Annotated in this window: 24 protein-coding genes; 3 read left to right on the top strand and 21 right to left on the bottom strand. The window is 56.5% G+C overall.

Features of this window, described 5'->3' with window-relative positions; genetic code table 11:
- Positions 1-556 precede the first annotated feature (556 nt).
- The 13 genes from paaY to paaA all read right to left on the bottom strand — a co-directional run bounded on the left by paaY (position 557) and on the right by paaA (position 11,748).
- Positions 557-1,153 (bottom strand): phenylacetic acid degradation protein PaaY, encoded by a 597-nt coding sequence (paaY, locus tag JM656_RS10655; RefSeq protein WP_203361116.1) that lies wholly within the window; start codon positions 1,151-1,153, stop codon positions 557-559.
- Positions 1,135-2,088: a phenylacetic acid degradation operon negative regulatory protein PaaX gene (paaX, locus tag JM656_RS10650; protein WP_203361115.1), complete on the bottom strand. Its 954-nt coding sequence runs from the start codon at positions 2,086-2,088 to the stop codon at positions 1,135-1,137. The genes paaY and paaX overlap by 19 nt, the downstream gene beginning before the upstream one ends.
- A 143-nt stretch (positions 2,089-2,231) precedes the next feature.
- Complete coding sequence (gene paaK, locus JM656_RS10645; RefSeq protein WP_203361114.1) at positions 2,232-3,551, bottom strand: phenylacetate--CoA ligase PaaK; 1,320 nt, start codon at positions 3,549-3,551, stop codon at positions 2,232-2,234.
- A gap of 26 nt (positions 3,552-3,577) precedes the next feature.
- Entirely contained in the window at positions 3,578-4,783 is a 1,206-nt protein-coding gene (gene pcaF / locus JM656_RS10640) for a 3-oxoadipyl-CoA thiolase (protein ID WP_203361113.1), read from the bottom strand.
- Positions 4,783-5,205: a hydroxyphenylacetyl-CoA thioesterase PaaI gene (gene paaI / locus JM656_RS10635; protein WP_203361112.1), complete on the bottom strand. Its 423-nt coding sequence runs from the start codon at positions 5,203-5,205 to the stop codon at positions 4,783-4,785. The genes pcaF and paaI overlap by 1 nt, the downstream gene beginning before the upstream one ends.
- Entirely contained in the window at positions 5,195-6,622 is a 1,428-nt protein-coding gene (gene paaH, locus JM656_RS10630) for a 3-hydroxyacyl-CoA dehydrogenase PaaH (RefSeq protein ID WP_203361111.1), read from the bottom strand. Before paaH ends, paaI begins: the two co-directional genes overlap by 11 nt.
- Position 6,623: 1 nt before the next feature.
- Entirely contained in the window at positions 6,624-7,412 is a 789-nt protein-coding gene (paaG, locus tag JM656_RS10625) for a 2-(1,2-epoxy-1,2-dihydrophenyl)acetyl-CoA isomerase PaaG (protein ID WP_203361270.1), read from the bottom strand.
- The gene (gene paaF, locus JM656_RS10620) at positions 7,412-8,179 is read right to left on the bottom strand and encodes a 2,3-dehydroadipyl-CoA hydratase PaaF (protein ID WP_203361110.1); all 768 of its coding nucleotides are present in this window, start codon (positions 8,177-8,179) and stop codon (positions 7,412-7,414) included. The genes paaG and paaF overlap by 1 nt, the downstream gene beginning before the upstream one ends.
- Entirely contained in the window at positions 8,176-9,246 is a 1,071-nt protein-coding gene (gene paaE, locus JM656_RS10615) for a 1,2-phenylacetyl-CoA epoxidase subunit PaaE (RefSeq protein ID WP_203361109.1), read from the bottom strand. The genes paaF and paaE overlap by 4 nt, the downstream gene beginning before the upstream one ends.
- 7 nt (positions 9,247-9,253) lie before the next feature.
- A complete protein-coding gene (gene paaD / locus JM656_RS10610) occupies positions 9,254-9,751 on the bottom strand; it encodes a 1,2-phenylacetyl-CoA epoxidase subunit PaaD (RefSeq protein WP_203361108.1) in 498 nt (165 codons plus the stop codon).
- A 13-nt stretch (positions 9,752-9,764) separates the two neighbouring features.
- A complete protein-coding gene (paaC, locus tag JM656_RS10605) occupies positions 9,765-10,511 on the bottom strand; it encodes a 1,2-phenylacetyl-CoA epoxidase subunit PaaC (protein ID WP_203361107.1) in 747 nt (248 codons plus the stop codon).
- Between the two features lie 8 nt (positions 10,512-10,519).
- A complete protein-coding gene (gene paaB / locus JM656_RS10600; RefSeq protein ID WP_162382198.1) occupies positions 10,520-10,807 on the bottom strand; it encodes a 1,2-phenylacetyl-CoA epoxidase subunit PaaB in 288 nt (95 codons plus the stop codon).
- 11 nt (positions 10,808-10,818) lie between these two features.
- Positions 10,819-11,748: a 1,2-phenylacetyl-CoA epoxidase subunit PaaA gene (gene paaA, locus JM656_RS10595; RefSeq protein ID WP_203361106.1), complete on the bottom strand. Its 930-nt coding sequence runs from the start codon at positions 11,746-11,748 to the stop codon at positions 10,819-10,821.
- 284 nt (positions 11,749-12,032) lie between these two features.
- On the opposite strand from paaA, the gene paaZ reads away from it, so the two are divergent.
- Positions 12,033-14,078 carry a phenylacetic acid degradation bifunctional protein PaaZ gene (gene paaZ, locus JM656_RS10590; protein ID WP_203361105.1) on the top strand — a complete coding sequence of 682 codons (2,046 nt, stop codon included), beginning with the start codon at positions 12,033-12,035 and terminating at the stop codon, positions 14,076-14,078.
- Positions 14,079-14,121: 43 nt separating this feature from the next.
- On the opposite strand, the gene JM656_RS10585 is transcribed toward paaZ, so the two are convergent.
- From JM656_RS10585 to JM656_RS10560, 6 genes are read right to left on the bottom strand one after another with little or no spacing between them, the layout of a single operon-like run.
- Entirely contained in the window at positions 14,122-14,529 is a 408-nt protein-coding gene (locus JM656_RS10585) for a hypothetical protein (protein WP_203361104.1), read from the bottom strand.
- Positions 14,505-15,791, bottom strand: coding sequence for a phosphatase PAP2/dual specificity phosphatase family protein (locus tag JM656_RS10580; RefSeq protein WP_203361103.1), 1,287 nt, complete (start codon positions 15,789-15,791; stop codon positions 14,505-14,507). Before JM656_RS10580 ends, JM656_RS10585 begins: the two co-directional genes overlap by 25 nt.
- A complete protein-coding gene (locus JM656_RS10575; protein ID WP_203361102.1) occupies positions 15,788-17,548 on the bottom strand; it encodes a bifunctional alpha/beta hydrolase/class I SAM-dependent methyltransferase in 1,761 nt (586 codons plus the stop codon). The genes JM656_RS10580 and JM656_RS10575 overlap by 4 nt, the downstream gene beginning before the upstream one ends.
- A complete protein-coding gene (locus tag JM656_RS10570; RefSeq protein ID WP_370552333.1) occupies positions 17,523-18,179 on the bottom strand; it encodes a lysophospholipid acyltransferase family protein in 657 nt (218 codons plus the stop codon). The genes JM656_RS10575 and JM656_RS10570 overlap by 26 nt, the downstream gene beginning before the upstream one ends.
- A 6-nt stretch (positions 18,180-18,185) precedes the next feature.
- A complete protein-coding gene (locus JM656_RS10565) occupies positions 18,186-19,103 on the bottom strand; it encodes a phosphatidate cytidylyltransferase (protein WP_203361100.1) in 918 nt (305 codons plus the stop codon).
- Positions 19,100-19,705 (bottom strand): CDP-alcohol phosphatidyltransferase family protein, encoded by a 606-nt coding sequence (locus JM656_RS10560; protein ID WP_203361099.1) that lies wholly within the window; start codon positions 19,703-19,705, stop codon positions 19,100-19,102. The genes JM656_RS10565 and JM656_RS10560 overlap by 4 nt, the downstream gene beginning before the upstream one ends.
- A 293-nt stretch (positions 19,706-19,998) precedes the next feature.
- Between JM656_RS10560 and tynA the strand changes: the two genes are divergently transcribed.
- Positions 19,999-22,257, top strand: coding sequence for a primary-amine oxidase (gene tynA, locus JM656_RS10555; RefSeq protein ID WP_203361098.1), 2,259 nt, complete (start codon positions 19,999-20,001; stop codon positions 22,255-22,257).
- A gap of 313 nt (positions 22,258-22,570) precedes the next feature.
- Here the strand turns inward: tynA and JM656_RS10550 are convergent, their stop codons facing one another.
- A complete protein-coding gene (locus tag JM656_RS10550; RefSeq protein WP_203361097.1) occupies positions 22,571-24,070 on the bottom strand; it encodes an aldehyde dehydrogenase family protein in 1,500 nt (499 codons plus the stop codon).
- Positions 24,071-24,305: 235 nt separating this feature from the next.
- On the opposite strand from JM656_RS10550, the gene feaR reads away from it, so the two are divergent.
- Complete coding sequence (feaR, locus tag JM656_RS10545) at positions 24,306-25,214, top strand: transcriptional regulator FeaR (RefSeq protein ID WP_203361096.1); 909 nt, start codon at positions 24,306-24,308, stop codon at positions 25,212-25,214.
- On the opposite strand, the gene JM656_RS10540 is transcribed toward feaR, so the two are convergent.
- Positions 25,215-25,538, bottom strand: coding sequence for a YdbL family protein (locus tag JM656_RS10540; RefSeq protein ID WP_203361269.1), 324 nt, complete (start codon positions 25,536-25,538; stop codon positions 25,215-25,217).
- Between the last annotated feature and the right edge of the window lie 2 nt (positions 25,539-25,540).

Genomic DNA, 25,540 nt, shown 5'->3' with positions numbered 1-25,540 from the left:
GGAAAATTGCCGCTTCGCAGTACCCTCCGTTTATTCCTCCAGGCTACCGGGTCGGGCGCGAGGTATCCCTGTAAAACGCGCCCTGAACCCGCATCCCCTGCAAGGTTCCCCCGGACTTACGGAAACTACGTCGGCAATTTTCGGCCGGACTCTCCCACACCTGACCACCTGAATTGTTGTTTAAACAGCCAAACGGAAATTACTGAAAGTCAGAATGCGAAAGCGACACCACGGTCCGGCTGAAAATCGATGAGACGTTGACGGCTGACCGGGGCCGCCCCTGAGACGCGGGCAGAGGACAAACCTGCAGGGATGCGGGCTCGCCACCCCGACCCGAAAGGCAGACGGAATAAGGCGAATATATCATGAGCCCGACGATTTTCCCGCCGGGAAGCAGTTGCAAGGAGGCGGCGGTGAGCCTCCCTTGCACGTTCACAGGTAGTGTGGCTTCAGAGAAGCAATGAACATAAGGTGAACGTCACCCTTCGCCAGAGTGACAGGTTCTCTAATCAGCATTACAGACGCGATTAGCCCTCTTTCCCGAGAAGGCTAACGCTTAAATGGCCGACTTCGGCCGCAGATTCTCATCAAATTGCAGACGCTTACGGCCCGATTCTTCTTCCCGCAGCGGCTCCACCTGATGCATCGTCAGTTTGCAACGCTCTACCAACACCTGATACTCACGCGTACCTTGCTGCTTCCACGCCATCTCCTGCGCGCTCAGCGCGCGAATCGCTTTCGCCGGGCTACCAATAATCAGGTAGTCAGCGGGCATTTCGGCTTTCGCTTTCACAAACGCGGCGGCACCGACGATGCTGTTTTCACCGATCACCGCGCCGTCCATCACCACCGCGTTCATACCGACGAGCGCGTTGCGACGGATAGTGCAGCCGTGCAGGATCGCACCGTGCCCAATATGACCGTTCTCTTCCACCACGGTGTCCTGCTCAGGAAAACCATGCATCACGCAGTTATCCTGAATGTTCGCCCCATCTTTAACGACGATACGCCCAAAATCCCCCCGCAGACTGGCGTTCGGCCCCACATAGACCCCTTTGCCCAGGATCACATCACCAATCAATACGGCCGTCGGATGGACATAACTCTCTTCAGGCACCACCGGGGTCAATCCATCTATTTGATAAACTGGCATACTGCCTCCTGATCTACGCTCAGACCGCCAAAACGCTGGAACCAGAGACTGCCCGGCGACGGCAATTCTCCTACCGAGGTTTCCCCTTTTTCACTGACAAACGCCAGCGCACCTGGGGCAACACGTTGATAAATATTGATACACAGCTGACGCGCCGTCTGTCCTGCCCAATGCGCCGGTAATAACTCTTCGGGCAATAGCGGATCTTTTAGCACCACGCGTCGATAAAAATGGATTAACAGCAGTTGAATATGAAAAGCGCGCTGCGGGGTTAATTCGTCTGGCCCCACCTCTTTCAACAGGGGCAGCAACGGGCGAAATGCGTCGATAAACGACTCATACATGACGTTTTGCTCGGTCAGTTGCCAGCACTCTTCAACGCGGGCACGCAGCGCTGCGCGCGACAGTGCCAGCGGAGAATGCGCCTCAAAGCAGATAACGTTCTCCGCGACACCGGCCTCGTGCAACAGCGACTGCACATCCGCAAGCTGTTGCGACGGCGACGCCATCAGACTGGGTGCCAGGGTACCAAACCCCTGCCAGATCAGCTGTTTTTTCACATCCGCGAGGGTGTTTTTGTCTAACCCTTCAGACAACAGCAGCAGCCATTTGCCATCCCATGCGGGCTGTTCCGCGCGATAGATTTTGTTTTCTGCTCGTCGGGTTAAACGCAGACCTTTGTCACTCAGACTGTAGAAACTACGGCGGCCCAGACGCGAAACATTCAGCCAGCCCTCTTTATTGAGTCGAAACAGCGCGGTACGCACAAAGCGCTCGCCAAAGCCCAGCCCTTCCAGCAACGCAGCCAGACTCCCGAGCCAGATTTCACCGCCGCGATGAGAGAGCGAGTCGCCATAAAGCGAAGAGATGAGTGAGGTTCCACTGATGTGGCCCGAGCTAACCGCATGCTGGATGAAGGTATCGAGTTTACTCATGTGACTCATTCTGTTGTTATTGTTCAGATTTACGCATCATAGCATAGGTTTATGCGAGGACTTTGTCGGGTGGCGCGACGCTTACCCGACCTACGGTCAACCTGTAGGCCGGATAAGGTGTTTACGCCGCCATCCGGCAAGACTTACACGTTGGCGATGTTACGTAAATCGAACACGCGGCAGGCTTTCCCCTCTGAACGCGGAATACTGCCGCAGTTCACAATCATCACGTCGGTCGAAATACCGACCATCGATTTGATGCGGTGGCGCAACTGATGGCACACCTGACAGCGCTGTTCATGGGTCAGCGTCAGGCTGCTCTCTTTCAGTTCCACCTTCACGGAGAGGGAATCCAGATGCCCGCGACGGTTCACCTCAAGCTGGTAATGCGGCGACAGATGCTCGAGCTTGACGATCTCTTCCTCAAGTTGCGATGGGAAGACGTTCACGCCGCGAATAATCAACATGTCGTCGCTGCGGCCACTGATGCGGTCCATACGGCGCATTGTGCGGGCGGTGCCCGGCAGCAAACGCGTCAGGTCACGGGTACGGTAACGAATCACAGGCAACGCCTCTTTGGTCAGAGTGGTGAACAGTAATTCGCCCTGCTCACCATCGTCCAGCGGCGTGCCATCATTCGGGTTGACGATTTCCGGGTAGAAGTGATCTTCCCAGATGGTCGGACCGTCCGCCGTTTCGATACACTCCATCGCCACGCCGGGTCCCATCACTTCGGACAAGCCATAAATATCCAGCGCGGTGATCCCCAGACGGCGCTCAATTTCTTTACGCATCGCCTGCGTCCACGGTTCTGCGCCAAACACGCCGACACGCAGAGAACACTGACTGGCGTCGCCACCCATCTGGCGCTCCAGTTCTTCAATTAAGTTCAGGCAGTATGACGGCGTGACCATAATCATATCGGGCTGGAAATCACGGATCAGCTGCGCCTGTTTTTCAGTTTGTCCGCCGGACATCGGAATAACCGTGGCCCCTAAACGCTCCGCGCCGTAGTGCGCACCAAGCCCGCCGGTGAACAGTCCGTAACCGTAGGCGACATGAATTTTATCTTTCGCGGTGCCGCCTGCTGCGCGCAGTGAGCGCGCGACAATATTCGCCCAGGTATCAATATCATTTTGGGTATAGCCGACAACCGTCGGTTTACCGGTGGTTCCTGAAGAGGCGTGGATACGCACTACCTGCTCCATCGGTACCGCAAAGGTGTCGAACGGGTAGTTATCACGCAGATCCTGTTTGGTGGTGCACGGGAATTTGCGCAGGTCGGCCAGCTCTTTGAAATCGTCAGGATGCACGCCAGCGGCATCAAATTTGCGGCGATACATCGGAACGTTGTCGTAAGCATGTTTCAGCGTCCACTTCAGGCGCTGGGTTTGCAGCGCCTGTAATTCATCCAGAGACGCGGTTTCAATCGGATCCAGTTGTGTTGTTGTTTTCGTTGTCATTGTAGGGTACTCGCAGGTTGTTATGCTCAAACACGTTCCAGAATCATGGCAATGCCCTGACCCACGCCGATACACATCGTGCACAACGCGTAACGACCGTTGCGACGATGCAGCTCGTGTGTCGCGGCTAACGCCAGCCGGGCACCACTCATTCCCAACGGATGGCCTAACGCAATCGCACCACCATTGGGGTTAACATGCGGGGCATCATCTGCCAGCCCCAGCTCACGCAGCACACCCAACGCCTGGGCGGCGAACGCTTCGTTCAGTTCGATAACGTCCATGTCGTGAATACTCAGACCGGCGCGCTCCAGCACTTTGCGAGTGGCAGGTACCGGACCCAGTCCCATCAGGCGCGGCTCAACCCCGGCTGTCGCCATCGCGACAATACGTGCCCGCGGGGTCAGTCCCTGCGCAATGGCCATCTGTTCGCTGGCGACAATCAGCGCTGCGGCACCGTCGTTAACCCCAGACGCATTACCTGCGGTAACGACGCCATCACGACGAAACGGGGCTTTTAGCGCGTTGAGCTGCGCGAGGGTCGTTTCCGCACGCGGGTGCTCGTCATGTTGTATTTCTGTTACAGCACCTTTTTTATTCTTCAACACGACCGGAACGATTTCCTGCGCCAGGATACCCATCTCTTGCGCTCTCGCCGTCCGTTGCTGACTGCGTAACGCAAAGGCATCTTGATCCTCACGCGTTATCCTTAACAACTCAGCTACATTCTCTGCCGTTTCCGGCATGCTGTCAGTACCAAATTGCTGCTCCATGAGCGGGTTCACAAATCGCCAGCCAATGGTGGTATCAAACATCTCTGCCTGACGCGAAAATGCGCTGGTCGCCTTGCCCATCACGAAAGGTGCACGCGACATTGACTCCACGCCGCCTGCGATCAGCAGATCGCTGTCGCCCGATTTAATGGCACGCGCGGCAAAGCCCAGCGCATCCAGACCAGAACCGCACAAACGGTTGATGGTGGTACCGGAAACGGTTTGCGGCAGCCCCGCCAACAGTGATGACATACGCGCCACGTTGCGGTTATCTTCGCCCGCCTGGTTGGCGCAGCCGAAAATCACGTCATCAATGCGTTGTGCGTCAAGTTTTGGGTTACGCACCAGCAGTTCACGCAGTGGGATGGCCCCTAAATCATCAGCACGTATGCCAGACAACGCGCCGCCGTAGCGACCAATGGGCGTACGGATTCCGTCACAAATAAATGCATCGCGCATCAGGCTTCTCCTGTAATGGTGCCGCCGGTGCGGTGAGATTTACCGCGAAACAGCGCGACCGTTTTCTGCTGTTGGTTAACAATTTCGATATCGTAAACACCGGTTTTTTTGCCCTGATGGCGAACCTGCGCGGTCGCCGTCAGAACATCGCCCGCAAATCCCGGGCGTAAAAAATCAATGGTGCAGGCCGAGGCCACCGCCGCCAGTCCCTGACTGTTGCAGGCGTAGGCAAACGCGGTATCCGCCAGAGAAAACAGTTGCCCGCCGTGGCAGCTCTGATGCCCATTCAACATTTGCGGCGTGACGGTCATCGTCAACACAGCAAAGCCGTCACCCATCTCAATAATGTTGATCCCCAGCGCTTTTGCGCAGGCGTCGTTTTCGTACATAGCGTGGGCGTTTTGCCAGGCGTTATGACTCATAACCAGACTCCAGAAGCGCACGCTGGCGCAGCAGTGAGCAAGGGCGATAACGTTCTTCACCGTAATGGCGTTGCAGGTTTTCCAGCAGAATCAGCAGGCGTTGCCAGCCGAGACGTTCCCCCCATGCGAGAGGCCCGTACGGATAATTAACGCCAAGCCGCATGGCGGTATCGATGTCTTGTTCGGTGGCGACCCCTTTTTGCAGCGTATCCAGCGCTTCGTTCACGATCATCGCAACGGTACGCCAGACCAGTAACCCCGGATAGTCTGCGATGTGCAGCACGTTTTTCCCCTGCTGCTGCAGGTAATAAATCGCTTTTTGCGTCGCTGAGCGTGGATTACTGTCGGCGGCGGCGACAATCGCCACATCGCCTTCCATGCGATCCACCACCACCACCGCGCGCCCGGTGCGCAAGGCCAGCGCCTGGGCGGTTTCGCCCTGCGTTTCAATCAGCAGTACATCGTCAAGTTCGGTGACACCGTCACTTCTCTTTTCAATCTTCACCGGGCCGTAGCTCGCACTCACCGTCCCGACTACCTCGGCGGGGGCACGTTCGGTACGCCAGTCATAGACGCCGTGACCGCTTTTTTTGCCCAGACGCCCCGCCATCACCAGTTCTTGTTGAACCAGCGAAGGCAGAAAACGGCGTTCCTGCCAGAACGCGTTAAACACCGAGCAGGTCACCGCAAAGTTGACGTCCTGACCGATCAGGTCGGTCAATTCCAGCGGTCCCATCGGGAAACCACCGCCGCCACGCAGCGCGGCATCAATGACCTCCGGCGCTGCAACCTGTTCTTCCAGCGCGCGCCAGGCTTCCGAATAGAACGGGCGAGCCACCCGATTGACGATAAATCCAGGCGTAGACTGGCAGCGTACGGGCTGTTTCCCCCAGCTCATCGCCAGATTGCACAGTTGCTCCACCACCGCCTCTGAAGTCGCTAATCCGCTGACGACTTCGACCAGTTTCATCACCGGTGCGGGATTGAAAAAGTGCAGTCCGGCGACACGTTCAGGATGGCTTACGCTGGCGGCGATCGCCGTAATGGAGATCGACGAGGTATTACTGGTCAGTAGCGTGTGAGGCTGGCAAATTTCCGCCAACTGGGAAAACAGCGCCTGTTTGATCTCAAGGCGTTCTGACGCCGCTTCAATCACCAGATCCGCCGCCGCCAGCGAGTCGATATCGGTCACCGGAACCAGTCGCGCCAGCGTCGTCTCACAGGCTGCCGCCGTTAATTTGCCGCGCGCCACGCGAGATTCCAGGCGACGGCGAATGCCGTCAACACCGCGAGAAACGGCGGCTGCCGAAATGTCATACAGCAGCACCTGATGACCGTGGCTGGCGGCGACTTCGGCAATGCCCGCCCCCATCGTGCCACTGCCAATCACCGCAACGGTCTGTACACGTGTCATCATCTTATTTCCCCGTGAACTGCGGTGAACGTTTGGCGAGAAATGCGCTGACGCCTTCCCGGTAATCGGCGCTTCGGCCCGCCAGACGCTGGTAATCGCGCTCCAGATCGAGCTGTGCGTCCAGCGTGCTGGTTTCTGCGTGGTTAAGCGCCTGTTTGATCAACCCCAGCCCAAAGGTGGGCTGCGCCGCCAGATGAAGCGCCAGTTGCTGTGCGGTGTCGGAGAGTTTTTCATCGTCCACCACCTGCCAGATCATGCCCCAGCTGTGCGCCTGCTCTGCGCTCAGCTTGTCGCCCAGCAGCGCCAGTCCCATCGCACGCGCTCGCCCCGCTACGCGCGGCAACAGCCAGGTGCCGCCACAATCAGGCACTAACCCTAATTTACTGAACGCCATCACAAAATTTGCCGAACGGGCGGCGATAACGATATCGCAACCCAGCGCCAGCGTTGCCCCAGCGCCCGCCGCGACACCGTTCACCGCGCAGATGACCGGTTTAGGCAGTTTTGCCAGGCGGCGCACCAGCGGGTTATAGAAACGTTCCACCGACATGCCCAGGTCAGGTGCGGGTCCATTAGGGTCGACATTACGGTCGTTAAGATCCTGTCCGGCGCAAAAACCGCGCCCGGCCCCGGTCACCAGCAGACAGCGGATGGTGTCATCGCGCTCGGCCTGTTTCAGGCACTCGGACAATTGCTGGTGCATCACGTCATTGAAACTGTTCAGACGCTCCGGGCGGTTGAGCGTAATCGTCATCACGCCCTGTTCTACATGACTCAGAATGAAATCCATGATTAGCGTCCTTTAAAAACCGGTGAGCGTTTTTGTAAAAATGCGTCGATCCCTTCCCGGCGATCTTCCGTTGCCGAAAGCAGCGTAAAGAGCTGGCGTTCTTGCGCCAGTCCTGCCTGGAGGGGGACTTCCTGCGACTGGCGTAGCGCCTGCTTTGCCGCCTGTAGCGCCAGCGGCGAATGACGCGCCATCAGCGCCGCCTGTTTTAAGGCATACTCCAGCGTCAGCGCCGCCGGGTAGACATCGCTGGCCAGACCCGACTGCAACGCCTGCTGCGCGGTAATGCTCTCACCAGTCAGCACCATTTTGTTGGCAAGCGATTTCCCGACGCTGCGAATCAGACGCTGGGTTCCACCGGCGCCCGGCATAATGCCCAGCGTAATCTCCGGCAGACCAAAACGGGCGTTATCCCCGGCAATCACCACATCGCACAGCAGCGCCAGCTCACAACCTGCGCCCAGCGCGTAACCGTTGACTGCGGCGATCAACGGCTTATTAAACGCGTTGATACGGGCCCACAGATGGACACGCGCGTCGTTGAGCGTGGCGGGGAGATCTTTTTCCGCCATCTCATTGAGATCGGCACCGGCGGCAAAAAAACGTTCGTTACCGGTGATGACGCAGACGGAGATGTCGCCGTCGCTCGCGGCGGCTTCCAGTTCGCTCGCCAGTTGCGCCAGCAGGGCATTGTTCAGGGCATTACGCGCAGCCGGACGGTTCAGCGTCAGCTGCAATACGCGGTCGTGACGGCTGACAATGAGTTCGTTCATGCCATCCCCTTCGCGTCAAAGTCGACAACCACATCGCTGGTCAGCGGCAGCGCCTGACAGCTCAGGACATAACCCGCCGCCAGTTCGTCCGGCTCCAGGCTGTAGTTGGTGACCATGTCCACTTTTCCACGCACCACTTTGCATTTACAGGTGGCGCATACCCCGCCTTTACAGGCGTACGGTAAGTCAGCGCCCTGACGCAGCGCCGCATCAAGAATGCTTTCGTCATCGGCAGACAGCGTGATTTCACGGTCACGGCCATCCTGACGAACGGTCACTTTTTGCCCTTCGGTCTGGACGCTGGTCGTGCGTTTTACCGCTGAACCTGGGGTGTTGAACCGCTCCAGATGGATGGCTTTTTCCGGCATGCCGAGCGCTTTGAGCGTGACTTCCGCCTCGTCCATCATCGCCGCCGGGCCACAGATAAAGGCCGCGTCAAACTGGCTGTAATCGACCAGGTGGGTGGCCAATGCCGTCAATTTCTCACCGTCAATGCGACCGTGCAGCAGATCGCTGTCCATCGTCTCCTGACTGAAAACGCAGACCAGTTGCAGACGCTGCGGATATTTGTCTTTCAGGTCGGCCAGCGCCTGGCGAAACATCATGCTCTGGCTGCTACGGTTACCGTAAATCAGCGTGAACTCGCTGGCGGTTTCGGTTTGCAGGGTGGCAGACAAAATCGCCAACATCGGCGTGATGCCGGAACCTGCGGCAATCGCCAGATAGCGCCCGCTGCGCTGGGCTTGCGGCTGATAGCCGAAATGGCCCTGCGGCACCATGACCTCAAGCGCCATACCTTGTTTGATCTCGTCGCGGGCATAGCGGGAGAAACGCCCTCCCTCGATAGCTTTTACCGCCACGCTGATTTCGCCCGGATTCAGGCTACGGCAGATGGAGTAACAGCGGCGTAGCTCCGTCCCTGCCAGCTGCGCTTTCAGCGTCAGGTGTTGACCTGGACGAAAGCGATACGCGTCCTGTAATGCGGGCGGCACCGCAAAGGTGATAGTCACCGCATCGCGGGTTTCGGGTTCTACTTTTGCCACCGTTAAGGAATGAAACGTTGTCATGGCAACCTCAAATACATTTGAAATAATCGAAGGGTTCACGGCAGCTGTCGCAGCGCCAGAGCGCTTTGCAGGCCGTTGAACCAAATTCACTGATAAGCGACGTGTGTACGCTGCCGCAGCGCGGACAGCTCACCTCGGCCGGAAGATGCGCATGGCAACTGTGTCCGACCGGCGGGCTGATACCGTACTGGCGCAGGCGTTCACGGGCATCCGGCGTCATCCAGTCGGTCGTCCAGGCCGGATCGAGGCGCAGTACAATGTGAACGGGCGTAAAACCGTGCGTCGTCATCGCCTCGCGGATAGCGCCTACCAGATGCTCCGTCGCCGGACAACCGGAATAGGTCGGCGTAAAGCCAATAACCCAACCTTCGCCTTGCTGTGCGACGCTGCGCACCATGCCGAGATCGGTAATGGTCAGCACCGGAATTTCCGGGTCCGGGATCTCGCTAAGCAGATTCCAGATTTCGCGTATTTGTGCCGGGGCTACTTCTGCCAGACGTTGCATGACGACTCCTCCGTTACCACTGCTGACCAGGATAAGCGCGCTGGAGGTACTGCATTTCCGCCAGCATCGGTCCCAGATGTTCGGTGTGCAGCCCTTTTTTGCCGCCCGTGCGGTACGCCGCTTCTTCTGGCGTCGTGAGCGTGGCTTCACGCAATCCGGCGAACACTTCCGCTTCCCATTCCGCACGTAACTGCGCGGGATGAACGGCAATACCGGCGTCGCTCAGGGCGATATCAATCTCATCGGCGTCGAACAATTCGGCGGTAAAGCGCCACAGATTGTTGACCGCCTGCTGCATTTTTTGCGCCGACACGTCAGTACCGTTGCCCAGACGCTCCAGCCAGCCGCGGCTGAAACGCAGGTGATAACGCGCTTCTTTAATCGCTTTGGCGGCAATGGCAGCAAGCTGCTGATCGCGGCTCAGCGTAAGACGGGTGAACAGCGCCACGTGCCAGGCATCAATGAAATACTGGCGCACGAGGGTGTCGGCAAAGTTGCCGTTTGGCTGTTCGACCAGCAGTAAGTTGCGAAACTGGCGCTCATCGCGGCCAAACGCCAGCGTATCTTCGTCGCCCGCGTCTTCCAGTTCGGCGGCATAACTTAAGAAGTTGCGCGCCTGGCCCAGCAAATCCAGACCAATGTTGGCGAGCGCGAGATCGATCTCCAGCTCCGGCGCATGTCCACACCACGCGCCAAGGCGTTGTGACAGAATCAGGCAGTTGTCACCCAGACGCAGGGTATAAGCGGTTAACGTTTTCATTCCCTGCCTCACATGTGCTCAATGCCATCGGGGATGGTGTAAAACGTCGGATGGCGATATACCTTACTTTCCGACGGGTCGAAGAACTCACCACGCTCTTCCGGCTGGGAGGCGACGATTTCGCTCGCCTTCACTACCCAAATAGAACACCCTTCGCTGCGGCGGGTGTAGGCGTCACGCGCATTTTCCAGCGCCATCCGATCGTCGGCTGCGTGCAGGCTGCCCACGTGGCGGTGCGATAATCCCTGCTTACCGCGAACAAAAACTTCATATAACGGCCAGTAAACTTTGCTCATTGTGTTTCCCCTTAAGCGACCTTGCAGGCGTGTTGTTTTTGCGCATGCGCCAGTGCGGCTTCGCGCACCCACGCCCCCTCTTCCCACGCTTTGCGTTTGGCATCCAGACGTTCCTGGTTGCAGACGCCGCGGCCGTTAATCACCTCGTTGAACTCCTGCCAGTCGATCTCGCCAAAGCGGTAGTGGCCGCTTTCAGCGTCAAAGCGCAGATCCGCATCCGGTACGGTCATGCCCAGCATTTCAACCTGCGGGACGGTGTTGTCGACAAAACGCTGACGCAGTTCGTCGTTACCAAAACGTTTGATCTTCCACGCCAGGCTTTGGGCGCTGTTCGGCGAGTTATCGTCGTTCGGTCCAAACATCATTAATGCCGGCCACCAGAAACGATTGATGGCGTCCTGTAGCATCTGACGCTGATCCTCGCTCCCCTGTGCCAGAGCCATACAGGCTTCGAATCCCTGACGCTGGTGAAAGCTTTCCTCTTTACAGATTTTCACCATCGCCCGGGCGTACGGTCCGTAGGAGGTACGGCACAGCGCCACCTGATTCACAATCGCGGCGCCGTCAACCAGCCAGCCGATCACGCCGATGTCCGCCCAGCTCAGGGTGGGATAATTAAAGATGGAGGAGTATTTCATGCGCCCATCGAGCATCTTCTGATAGATGTCTTCCCGGGCGCAGCCCAGGGTTTCCGCCGCGCTATAGAGATACAGACCGTGCCCGGCTTCGTCCTGCACCTTCGCCAGTAAAATGGCTTTACGGCGCAGCGTCGGCGCGCGGGTGATCCAGTTGCCTTCCGGCAACATACCGACAATTTCGGAATGCGCATGCTGACCTATCTGGCGGATCAGCGTTTTACGGTAGGCCTCGGGCATCCAGTCCTGGGGCTCGATTGCCGTCTCCTGCGCTATGCGTTGCTCAAAGCGTTGTTCTTCGGTCACGTCATCACCTTTACGATTCCAGTTTTCGTGATTTAAAACAAAAAACGAATCACGTTGTTTTACAAACGTTACACAATAGTTAATTAAAACCCCAAGGTTTGTTTGTGTAATTTGTGACGCGATTCGCAGGCGATTTATCATTTCCCTTTATATTCAGTCTTATAGAGGTTTGCGCATAACGCTCCGCGATCACATTGTTAATAAAATATTAAAACAAGGCTTGATTTTTATGATTCATAAATCAACTATTCACAGCGAGATCACGTAACATTTGGAGAGAAGAGATGCAGCAACTAGCCAGCTTCTTGTCCGGTGCCTGGCAATCTGGCCGGGGCCGCGCCCGTACGATTCATCACGCCATCCACGGCGAAGCCTTATGGGAAGTCACCAGCGAAGGCCTCGATATGGCCGCCGCTCGCCGGTATGCCATTGATAAAGGGGGAAATGCGCTTCAGGCCATGACCTTTATTGAACGTGCCGCCCTGTTGAAAGCCGTTGCCAAACATTTGCTCGGCGAAAAAGAGACCTTCTATGCGCTCTCCGCGCAAACCGGCGCTACCCGGGCAGACAGTTGGGTCGATATTGAGGGGGGAATTGGTACGCTGTTTGCCTATGCCAGCATGGGCAGCCGTGAACTTCCGGACGATACCCTCTGGCCAGAAGATGAACTGATCCCCCTTTCCAAAGAAGGCGGTTTCGCCGCACGTCATGTGATGACGTCAAAATCAGGCGTGGCAGTCCACATTAACGCCTTTAACTTCCCGTGCTGGGGCATGCTCGAAAAACTGGCACCTACCTGGCTTGCCGGGATGCCGGCAATCATTAAACCGGCGACCGCCACCGCCCAGGTGACACAGGCGATGGTGAAATCGATTGTTGATAGCGGTCTGGTTCCCGACGGCGCTATCAGCCTGATTTGTGGCGGCGCAGGCGATCTGCTCGACCAGCTCGACAGCCAGGATGTGGTTACATTCACCGGTTCCGCCTCAACCGGTCAGTCGTTGCGTATTCACCCGAACATCGTGGCAAACTCGATCCCCTTCACGATGGAAGCCGACTCGCTGAACTGCTGCGTCCTCGGTGAAGACGTGACGCCAGAAAGCCCGGAATTTGCGCTGTTCATCCGTGAAGTGGTGCGTGAAATGACCGCCAAAGCCGGGCAAAAATGTACGGCCATTCGTCGTATCATCGTGCCAAATTCACAGGTTGAAGCGGTCAGCGATGCGTTAATCGCCCGTCTCGGTAAAGTGGTGGTGGGCGATCCGGCTCAGGAAGGGGTCAAAATGGGGGCGCTGGTCAACGCCGAACAGCGCGCTGATGTTCAGGAAAAAGTGAACCTGCTGATCGAAGCCGGCTGTGAAGTACGTCTTGGCGGCCAGGCGGATTTAACCGCGCCGGGTGCGTATTTCCCGCCGACGCTGCTGTTCTGCCCTCAGCCGGATGAAACTCCGGCGGTACATGCCACAGAAGCCTTCGGTCCTGTCGCAACCCTGATGCCGTATCAACACGCCGACCACGCAATGGCGCTGGCGCGTGCAGGCGACGGCAGTCTGGCGGGAACGCTGGTGACGGCAGATCCTGCGCTGGCACGTCAGTTTATTGCCGGGGCCGCCCGCGCCCACGGCCGTATTCAGATCCTCAATGAAGAATCCGCCAAAGAATCTACCGGCCACGGTTCGCCGCTACCGCAGCTGGTTCACGGCGGTCCAGGACGTGCTGGCGGTGGTGAAGAGCTGGGCGGTCTGCGCGCAGTGAAACATTACCTGCAACGCACCGCAATTCAGGGCAGCCCAACCATGCTTGCAGCCATTGGCAAACAGTGGGTTCGTGGCGCGCAGGTTCTTGAAGACCGAATCCACCCTTTCCGCAAATACTTCGAAGAGTTGCAGGCAGGCGACAGTTTGCTGACGCCGCGTCGCACGATGACCGAAGCGGATATCGTTAATTTTGCCTGTCTGAGTGGCGATCACTTCTATGCGCACATGGACAAAATCGGCGCGGCAGAATCTATTTTTGGCGAGCGTGTCGTGCACGGTTACTTTGTACTTTCTGCCGCAGCAGGGCTGTTTGTCGATGCTGGCGTCGGGCCGGTCATCGCCAATTACGGGCTGGAGAATCTGCGCTTTATCGAACCGGTGAAACCTGGCGATACGATTCAGGTTCGCCTGACCTGCAAACGCAAAACGCTCAAAAAACAGCGTTCAGCGGAAGAGAAACCGACGGGCGTCGTCGAATGGGCGGTCGAAGTCTTTAACCAGCACCAGACACCGGTCGCGCTCTACTCCATTCTGACACTGGTCGCGCGTCAGCACGGGGATTTTGCGTCCTGATAATGGTTAACCGGGCGGCCTGTTGCGGGCTGCCCGGATCTTCTTAGTAAAACAGCAGCGCAATCAGCCAGACTGCCCACAGCAGCGCAATCAATCCCAAAGCCTGGCGAAATTGTTTAAGCGCCCCCTGACGCCGCTCGCTTAGCGTTAACCGTTGCAGCCTTTCGCGCCGCCAGATGAAAAACAGTGCAGCTCCTGCCTGTTCATTATTCTCTTGATTGATCACCGCTAAATAATGCGCATCCAGCCAGACTCGCCAACAGCCAAAGAAAGCTAATCCGCACAGCAATGCGATAACCGCGCGGAATATCCCGGCCTGCCCGACAAACACCACCCACATCAGCGGCGGGAGGATAAAAAGCAGCAAGAATCGCCAGCTCGACAGGGTGTGTTGCAGCAGGTGCGACGCGACATCATCGTCACATGTTACACTGTCACACTTGTTTTCCATTGTTCCAGTAACTCCAGATGTTCAGGGGTGAAGACCACCTGCGGACGGGCTTCGCGAACACGTGCTACCGCGTGTGCGACGTGCAGTGTCGGGTCGCGCCACAGCAGCCATGCCGCAGCTACCAGTGCGCTACGCGAAAGCCCAAGGGCGCAGTGGACAAGCACGCTCCCGTGCGCGGTGCGTAACGCTTCCAGCGTATTTACCGCCAGACACAGCGTCGCCGGGTCCGGGTTCACCAGATCCAACAGGGGGATGCACTGGTAAGCATGCTCGCGCACGGCGCGTGAACGCGGAAACTCGCTGGTCAGATCCAGTACCGCGCGCGGCGCTGGCGGCGTTCGCGGGTACACGCCCAGAGACACCCCATCCGCAAGCGGGCTGATGGTGGGTAAACGGCGGGTGTAGAGGCGCATAGAAAGCCACATGCCTGCGCGCCAGGGCAACAGCAGCCACCAGGCCGCGCTGCTTAACCGCCCTTTTTCATCTTTTTGCAGCGCTCTTACACCCAAAACGGCATACGAGAGCGAAACAATCAGCAAGGCAATGGCAGGCCACCACAGCCAGTACGTCAGGTTGGTTCCCACCAGACACACCAGCGCGCCCGCAAAATAGCGCCCTGCCAGCGTGAGATGTTTTCCGCCAGCCCATTGCCAGCGCCATTTGCCCTGCGCGGGGATCAGCCAGTCAATCAGCATGCCGACCGCCAGACCCGTTAGCACATCAATGGCATGATGCTGCCAGGTCGTCAGCACAGAAACCGCGATCAGCAAAAACCAGCCGGTACTTAGCGCCCGCCAGCCGCCGCTCAGATGGCGGTTGAAATGCCGCCACAGCAGCCAGCATAAAATAATATGCAGTGAGGGCGACTGGTTGTAGGGCAAATCAAACTGTTCAAGCTGACCGAATAACCAGCCCGCCAGACCATTAATTTCCGGTCTGACAAAGGTAAAACGCAGTGGAAACAGCAGGAAACCGGCGCAGGCGATAAGCGATGCCAGCGCCAGTCGCCCGACCAGGCGGCGTTGTTCATTCAGCGAAGTGCAAATAAACAGCGACAGGCCGTACAACAGGTCCAGACTCCAGTAGGGAATGATGGTGAACGGCACAAACGGAATATGCCGCTCCCAGTCAAAAACGATGCTGCCGATGCCGTCTCGTCCGGCGGTGAATTGATTAACCTGACCGTAGGTCAGAAAGAAAAACGGCGCGAGCAACAGCAGCCAGCCGATACCCTGAACAAAAATGGGGCGTTGAACCGTCATGATGTGCGACGCACCGCCATTGAGACAGTGAAAATGCCCCACTCATCGATCAACTGGGCGCATTTATCGAACCCCGCCTCGTGTACCAGCGCATCCATTTCCCCCTGGGTGCGCACGCGCATTACCCACGCTTTACCGTCTTTGTGGCTGGTGAGCGACCAGGCGATGGTTTTTAACTGCGGATGCCAGGGCTGCCCGGTGTAGATCAGAATGCCGCCCGGTTCTATGGCATCCGCCAGCCCGGCAAGCGAGTTTCGCACCAGCGTGTTGTCTGGAAACAGTTCGTACAGACCGGAGACAATGCCCAGCGTCGGACGCGGCTCAAGCGAGGCCAGTTCCGTACGGTTAAAGGCATCTCCCCGTTCAAAACGCGCCCTTCCCGCCATCCCGCGCTGCGCAATCATCTCCTGGCCTTTCAGCACGTTCAGCTCGCTGTAGTCGCGCAGTAATATTTCGCTCACCGCCGTTTCGCCTTGCAGCGCATCGAGCACGTAGCGGCCGTGACCGGCGGCGATATCAACCACCCGCACGGTCGTTCCCTGCGAGTTCAGTTGCGCGACTGCCTGTTGGATCAACATTTGAAGATGGGCTTTACGCTGGCGAATGCCTTTCCAGCCGACGCTGTTGAGGTAATTTTTATCAATCAGACGCCCCAGCGCGCTGCTGCCCTGCGGCTGATTGCGATAGACGTAGTCCAGCGTGCTACCTGAGTCAAAACCGGTTTCAAACCCCACCCGAACGCCCGCAGACTGCGTGCCCAGCATCTTCATGCCGTAGCGCAAACTGCGGTACGCGAGATCGTCGACAGAAAACGGTTCTGGTCCGCCGCTTAATATCCGCCAGTTGTCGGCGCCAGGACTCCAGCGGTCTTCGTGACGATAGTCGAAGAATTGCGGCGGCTTCGCGTAGAGCGTGTCGATAAAATCGCGCATTTTGTCAAAGGCCAGATGACGCTCTTTTTCGCCCAGCGTGTCGTGATAAAAACCGGGTAACACATGCAATTCTTTGTGCGGATTGCGCAGACGCTGATAAAAATCGATCTGAGGCTGACGATGCACAACGAAATCTTCGCCAGAGACCAGCAGTTGTACCGGCAACGTAATCGCGCCAGCATCGCTGACAATACGTTCCGCCGTTTTGTAGAGATCGAGCAGGATATTGACGGCAATCGGGCGGGTAATCAGCGGGTCCTGATTGAAACTCGCCACCCGCTCGTGATCGTGCGTCAGATACTTGCCTTTGACATAGGAATTTACGAAGAAAAGTCCGCGCAGGCGGTGCATCAGCGCAAGCCCCTGGCGGGCAAACGGGACGTACAACTTCACCTTAAACGCCGGTGATGCCAGCACCATCCCGCGAATTCGTGGAGCATAGTCATGGGCCCAGGTCGCCGCCATCACCGCGCCAACACTTTGCGCAACGACCACGACCTCTTCCAGTGCCGCCTGGCTGTCGGCAGCGGCAAAACGCACAAACTCATCAACATCCTTCACCGAACGCGCCAGCGACGGACTGTATCCTCGCACGCCAGGTGAACGCCCATGCCCCCGCGCATCCCAGGCATAAAACGCGGTGTCTGGCATCGCCAGTTCGTCGACAATATGCTGCAGACGCCCGGAATGTTCGTGCCCGCGATGAAACAGAACAATCACTTTGGCGGCGGTCCCTTCCGCCTGTGCTGGCCAGTGGCGATAAAACAGTTCGCAATTGTCGCTGGTCAGAAAATGCCGTTCATCCGGCGTGCGATGTGGGTTCATGAGCGTAGTTTCCTGTTGTTTGTTGCTGAAGCGCCAACAGTTGTTGCTTCAGTTCATCCATAAACACGTTTTTTTCCGGGTGACAAGGCAGCGCCTCACCCACACAGACGTCAATAAAAAGCGGGAGAGGAATACGATTTCCCCGCGCCATCACCTGTTCTGTACCGCGCAGCCAGACAGGAATAATCGGAACGTCCGGCACCCGTTGACTGAGATGCCACAGCCCGGATTTCAGCGGCGACAGTTTACCTGGCTCGCCCCGCGTCCCTTCCGGAAAGATAATCAATATTTTGTTGTCGCGAAGCGCCTGTTCACACTGTGCCAGCGGATTGGCTTCGCCCCCCTGGCGAGTGATGGGGATAATATTGATGATATTGAGCGCAAACCAGGCCATCCATTTGTTGCGCAGGAAATAGTCGGCAGCCGCGACCGGATGGATCTGCGCCTGACGGCGTAACGGAAACAGCGACAACAGTGCAAACACATCCATATGGCTGTTGTGATTCGCCACGATGATCGCCGGTCCGTTTTGCGGTAAGCGTTGCCGATGTTTGACCCGCAGCCCCAGCCACAGCCAAATCACCGGCCAGACGATACACAATGAGAACAACGTTCTAAGCAGTTTTGTCATCATAGGTTAGTAACAAAAATAACGGATGAAATGAAAGAAGACCGGCGCGGTGAAGATCAGCGAGTCCAGTCGATCGAGGATCCCGCCGTGGCCGGGCAATAGCGTCCCACTGTCTTTCACGCCGATATCACGCTTGATGGCCGACATCACCACATCGCCACAGAATCCGGTCACCCCGATTATCACCCCGGCAAGCAGCGCCATCGGCCAGCTTAACGGCGTGAGTAATGGCCCGAGCAACAGCGCCGCCAGCGCCGTAGTCGCCACACCGCCCACTAAACCTGCCAGCGTTTTATTGGGGCTGACCGTCGGCGTCACCTTGATGCGTCCGATGGATTTCCCCCACAGGTACTGGGCAATGTCGTTAAACTCCGTTAAGCCGACCAGAAAGAGAACCAGTAACGCGCCGGTTTGTTTGTCGTCAGCAGGCAGCACCAGCAGAAACGCGACGTGACTAAAGGCGAACACAGTCGTCATCAGACTCCAGTGAAGCTGAGAAGCGGTACGCAAAAATCCCTGCGTATCACCGGCGATCACCATCCGCGCTGGTAAAAATAAAAAGACATACACCGGAATAAACACCACAAACATGCCGTACCAGCCAATGCCGATCAGCCAGTAGTTAATGGGAATGGCGATAAACATCCATAACAGCGGCATACGATCGGAATGACGCGAAGGCACCAGCGTCAAAAACTCTTTTAACGCCATAAAACTGACGATCGCGAAAAAGGTCAGCGCCAGCCAGCGCGGACTTAACATCGCCAGCGAAAACAAGATGATAATGACCCACCAGGTGCGGATACGTAACGTAAGCTCGCGCCAGTCTTTGCCGGGACGCCGCCACACCAGCAGCATGTTCACCACCGTTGCCAGCATTAAGAGAGCAAAAATGACCGCCAGTGATTTTTCCAGCAACATCATTTCGCCCCCTCTTCACGCAATGCACTTCGGCAACGGTTCACCACCGTCCACAACAGCAGCGCTATCGCCAGCGCCCAGACAAGGTTATTCCACTGCACAAGTTGGGGCCAGATGGCCAGCGCCAGCCCCCACGCGCCAAACACCAATGCCCTGTCGCTTTTGCCCAACGGACCGCTGTAGCTACGAACACCGTTAATGGTTTGCACCAGGACGCCGCAGAATTCCGTCATCGCTGCACAGAACAGCATCATCAACACCAGCGCCAGAGAACTGGCGGGCAGAAACAGAAACGGCAGGTAAAGTGCAATGTCTGACACGACATCGCCCACTTCATTAAGAATAGCGCCAAGGCGAGATTGTTGATGGCATTCTCGCGCCAGCATACCGTCCAGCGCGTTGAGCGCCATGCGGACAAACAACACCACCGGCAGCAGGAAAAACAGTTTTGGCTCGGGGAAGTAACTCAATATCGCCCCGGTGACCAGGGAAAGTGCCATTGCGGCGAGGGTCACGTGATTCGCCGTCACATGGCGTCGGTTCAGCCAGAACATCAGCGGACGCAGAAGTGCCTGAAACGCGGGTTTTATCTGATAAAGCGTCATTACCTTTCCCTGATAATTGATAGACTTCCCTATAGTGTATCAAGTATTAACAATGGGCTAACGCTTTTCACCCTGGCGGTGAGTATTTCCGAAATGACTCGCAGAAAAATGATAACAAGTGAGCGTCATCGTCGCGCGTCTGCCACCGGTTGGCAGGTATCTGGCAAATCTGACAAATAACCTGGCAAATGCAAGCAAACCGTTTCCACGGCCATATTGCTATGTTAGCGATAGATAAACCGCACACAAAAGCGGTCACAAACGCAGAACAACACAACAAGACGAGGTTATATATGGACCTGACTCCCCGCAAAACAGCGCTGGCGTTGGCTGTCGCCCTGCTGTGCTCCTGGCAGTCGCAGGCATTCGCACATGGCAGTGAAGCACATATGCTGCCAATGACAAAAACCCTGCAGGATTTTGGTGCAGATGTGCAGTGGGATGACTACGCGCAGATGTTTACCATCAGCAAAGACGGCGCTTTCGTTAAAGTTAAGCCGGGAGCGAAAACAGCCATCGTCAATGGTAAATCCCTGACGTTACAGGTTCCGGTGGTGATGAAGAACCAAAAAGCCTGGATCTCCGACGGCTTTATTAATGAAGTTTTTCAGTCCGATCTGGACCAAACCTTCCAGGTGGAAAAGCGCCCCCATCCGCTTAACTCGCTGACCGCCGACGAGATCAAACAGGCCGTCGAGATCGTCAAAACTTCGCCTGATTTCAAACCGAATACCCGCTTTACCGAAATTTCGCTGCGTGAACCGAACAAAGAGGAAGTCTGGGATTTCGCCCTGAACGGAACCCCGGTGAAACAGCCCCGTAAGGCCGATGTCATCATGCTGGATGGCAAAAATATCATTGAAGGCGTGGTCTCCCTGGATGACAAAAAGATTGAATCCTGGACTCCCATCAAAGATGCCCACGGCATGGTCTTGCTGGACGATTTCGCTACCGTACAAAACGTGATTAATGGCAGCGAAGAGTATGCCCAGGCGCTGGCAAAACACGGCATCACCGACCCGAAAAAAGTGATCACCACCCCGCTGACCGTCGGCTACTTTGACGGCAAAGATGGCTTAAAACAGGATGCGCGCTTACTGAAAGTGATCAGCTATCTGGATGTCGGCGACGGTAACTACTGGGCGCATCCGATTGAAAACCTCGTCGCCGTGGTCGATCTTGAGCAGAAGAAAATCATCAAAATTGAAGATGGCCCGGTGATTCCGGTTCCGTTGACGCCGCGTGCGTATGACGGTCGCGATCGCCATGCCCCGACGGTAAAACCGCTGCAAATCGTCGAGCCTGAAGGCAAGAACTACACCATTACTGGCGACATGATCCACTGGCAAAACTGGGACTTCCACCTGCGCCTGAATTCGCGCGTCGGACCGATCATTTCAACCGTCACGTTTAACGATAACGGTAAGAAGCGCAAAGTGATGTACGAAGGATCGCTCGGCGGCATGATCGTGCCTTACGGCGACCCGGGCATTGGCTGGTATTTTAAAGCCTACCTGGATTCCGGCGATTACGGGATGGGGACACTGACCTCGCCTATCGAGCGCGGTAAAGATGCGCCGGGCAACGCCGTACTGCTGAATGAAACTATCGCGGACTACACCGGTAAACCGACCGAGATCCCGCGCGCCGTGGCTATTTTTGAGCGCTACGCGGGCCCGGAATATAAGCACCAGGAGATGGGGCAACCTAACGTCAGTACTGAACGTCGTGAACTGGTGGTGCGTTGGATCAGTACCGTCGGCAACTATGACTACATTTTTGACTGGGTTTTCCATCAGAACGGCACTATCGGTATTGATGCTGGCGCCACCGGGATTGAAGCGGTGAAAGGCGTACAAGCGAAAACGATGCACGATCCAAGCGCAAAAGACGATACCCGTTACGGTACGCTTATCGATCACAATATTGTCGGTACCACCCATCAGCATATTTATAACTTCCGCCTGGATTTAGACGTCGATGGCGAGAATAACAGCCTGGTGGCCATGGATCCGGTGGTGAAACCTAACACCGCTGGCGGGCCGCGTACCAGCACCATGCAGATTGATCAGTACAACATCAGTAATGAGAAAGATGCCGCACAGAAATTTGACCCAGGCACCATCCGTTTACTGAGTAACACCAACAAAGAAAACCGCATGGGCAACCCGGTGTCCTATCAGATCATTCCTTACGCAGGCGGTACCCACCCTGTGGCGACAGGCGCGAAATTCGCCCCGGATGAGTGGATCTACCACCGTCTGAGCTTTATGGACAAACAGCTGTGGGTCACGCGTTACCATGCCGATGAACGTTTCCCGGAAGGCAAATACCCGAACCGTTCAACGCATGATACGGGGCTTGGCGAGTACACCAAAGACAACGAGTCGCTGGACAATACCGACACCGTGGTCTGGATGACAACCGGCACCACCCACGTTGCCCGCGCGGAAGAGTGGCCGATTATGCCAACCGAATGGGTTCATACCCTGTTGAAACCGTGGAACTTCTTTGACGAAACGCCGTCGTTAGGGGCGAAGAAAGAGAAGTAACGTTGGGGATGTGAAAAACGGCGCGCTGCGCCGTTTTTTTTATCCTTGCATAAACACCGACGCCAGTAGAAGTGGTCAGCAACCGATTTTGGCTTTACCTGATTTTCTATGGATTTAAATTTAACAAAACGGGCGGAGGTTTCTTTTTGGGAGCGTCGTCATCGAAGTCAATTCCACCGGCTATACAGGTGATTTTTGCGGGGATAAGGGTGCGAGAGAAGAGTACAACTTGCTCAATTTTCTGATGATGGGATATCTGGCCTGGATATGAGGTGCCCGGTAAACTACACGCTACCGGGCACCCCATCAGAGATTAATAGCGTACGCACACCGACTTGGTTTCACACCAGCCGTCCAGCCAGTCAGGGCCGAAATCACGCCCGGTGCCGGACTGTTTCATTCCGCCAAATGGCAGGTTGGCATCGATCAGCGTATGGCTGTTAACCCACACCGTTCCGGCTTGTAAACGGTCGGTATATTCCAGCGCTTTGCTGATATTTTGCGTCCAGACACTCGCCGTCAGACCGTATTCCGTATCGTTCGCCAGTTGAAGCGCTTCTTCGCCATCCGCCACGCGTACGAGGTTGACGACCGGACCGAACACTTCTTCTCGCGTCAGACGCAGTTTGGCATCCGGGTTCACCACCAGCGTCGGCGTCACGTAGTACCCTTTCGAATCCGGAATTGCCGCACCGGAGAGAAGCTCTGCATGGTTGGCACGGGCATCATCGAGGAAAGTCTGTACCTTGTCGCAGTGCGCCCGGGAAACCAGCGGGTTAATCTGCGCCTGTAGCGACATCCCCGGCCCGATAGTCAACGATTTGACAGCCTGCTCAAAGCCACTCACCAGCGTGTCAAAAAGCGGGGCTTCAATATAAATACGCGAACTGGCCGCACACACCTGCCCCTGATTCAGGAAGCTTCCGGTCATCAGACCTTCAATCACCCACTGCGGGTCGGCATCTTTCAGTACAATCGCCGGATTTTTACCGCCTAACTCCAGCGTCACGCCCGTCAGCCGGTCTGCGGCCGAACGCGCGATGTTTTTCCCCGTCGCCGTTGAGCCCGTAAAGCTGACTTTCGCGATATGCGGATGGGTGGTTAGCGCTGCGCCGCACACCGCGCCGCTGCCAGTGACCACGTTGAAGACGCCATCCGGGATCCCCGCTTCTGTCGCCAGTTCCGCGACGCGCAGCAGCGTGAGCGGCGTAGTTTCAGACGGTTTGATAACGATTGAGCATCCTGCCGCCAGCGCAGGCATCACTTTCCACATTCCGATCATCAGCGGGAAGTTCCACGGCACAATCCCGGCGACCACCCCCACCGGCTCTTTACGCGTCCAGGCCTGATAACGCGCGCCTTGCGGCAGTGGAATCGAAAGATCCAGCGTTTTACCGGCAATTTTGGTCGTTAACCCGGCGGTATAGCGCATCCAGTTCAGCGTGCAACCGACTTCGAATGCCCGGGCAATCGCGATCGATTTCCCCTGCTCCAGCGTTTCGAGCTGTGCCAGCTCCTCGCTGTGCTGTTCGACCAGATCGGCGAAACGCAGCAGGATCCGCTCACGTTCTGCCGGTAATTTTCCTGCCCAGGTGCGAGAAACAAAAGCACGCCAGCCGGACATCACCGCGCGATCGACATCGGCGACGCTGGCGTCTGCCGTTGAGCCAATCACCTCACCGGTGGCCGGGTTGTAGAGACTAAGCCGCTTATCGCCATCGGAGGGCGTCTGGCGCCCATCAATCCAGAGCCCATGCTGCCTGTCCAGAAAGTGTTGTACCGCTGCGAGGACGGTGACCTGTGTATCAGACATACATTCTCCTTAGTATTGCAGGTTGTCCAGACAGTCTATGCCGCCTTCACGAAACCGGCTTTTTGCTCTGTGACAATCGCTTTGTTTGCTGTGACAGGCTCCGCAAATACCAAGAATAACCCTTACAAACGCTATGCCCGGCGAGCGTTATTTCCTATAGTCACCCACAACGCCCTTGCTATTTGCAACATTACCGCAACAGAAATAAAACAATGCATAAGGCAGCGAGATAAAAATGGCTGGTGTGAGCGAGAAAGACCAATACGAACAGTGGCTGGCGCAGATCAATCAGGTTTGCGGCAGCTTTGCTGCCCGCCCATTGGCGGGAGAATTTGTTGGCGAACTGGAATCCAGTTTTGCCAACAATCTGAAGTTAAGCACGGTCACGGTGGGAGGGGTAAACCTGTTTCGTACCCGCCAGGAAATTAAGCACAGCAATGACGCCTGGTTTTATACCGTGTTCCAGCTCGACGGTAAGGCCGTGATGGAACAAGACGATCGCCAGATTGAACTTGAAACCGGCGACATTACGCTCATTGACGCCTCGCGCCCCTGCTCTTTTTACTGGCCGGCAAAAGCCCGTCAGGTTTCACTGTTGCTGCCACGGCAGATGCTCGAACAACACTTTCGCTTTCAGGAAGTCAGTTGTGCGCAAAAGCTCTCGCGGGATCTGCCTACCGTGCAACTGAGTCACCGACTTTTGCAGGAAAGCATGAGCAACACGGGCATGAGCGAGACAGAAAGCGAAGCGGCGCTGGAAGCGATCGTGTGTCTGTTACGGCCGGTCCTGCAACAGCAGGAGACCTTGCAGCCGCGTAAAGAGCGGCAGTTTCGCAATGTATTGTCGCTGATCGACGCGCATATTCAGTCAGAGACGCTACGCCCGGAATGGGTCGCCACCGAGAGTGGTATGTCGGTACGCAGTTTATACCGCATGTTCGCGGATAAAGGTCTGGTGGTGGCGCAATACATTAAAAATCGCCGTCTTGATCTTTGCGCCCAAATGCTGCGTACGGCTAACGGAGAAGAGAAACTGGCGGGTATTGGCTATGCCTGGGGATTTACCGATCATAGCCATTTTTCGACGGCGTTTAAGCAGCGCTTCGGCATTTCGCCGGGAGAATACCGTAAGCGCTATCGCTAATTACTTTTTCATCCATTTCCCGTTGATGCCCTGAACATACTCGCCGGGCTTCGCACGGTCGACCAGCTTTTGCCCTGCCATTTTCGCCACTTCATCAACCGGAATATGATTGGTTTCGGCCAGTTGCTGATAGCTGGCGCTGCGCGCCTCATTAATTTTTTTCACCAGAGTTTGTGTTTCCGCGTCGTTTTTCAGCGCGACCAGATAGCCATTCAACGTTTCCCCGACGCGCCCCTGGGTTCGGGCATCGTTGAGGGTCAACGCCATCACATTGCCGCTCAGCAAACTCAGAATAAGCACCGTCAGTGTTAGCTGTTTTTTCATCA

This window comes from Citrobacter sp. R56 (assembly GCF_016811995.1).
GTDB classification, from domain to species: Bacteria; Pseudomonadota; Gammaproteobacteria; order Enterobacterales; family Enterobacteriaceae; genus Citrobacter_D; species Citrobacter_D enshiensis.
The sequence above is the reverse complement of the archived record's forward strand: the minus strand, read 5'-3'. Positions and strand labels throughout refer to the sequence as shown.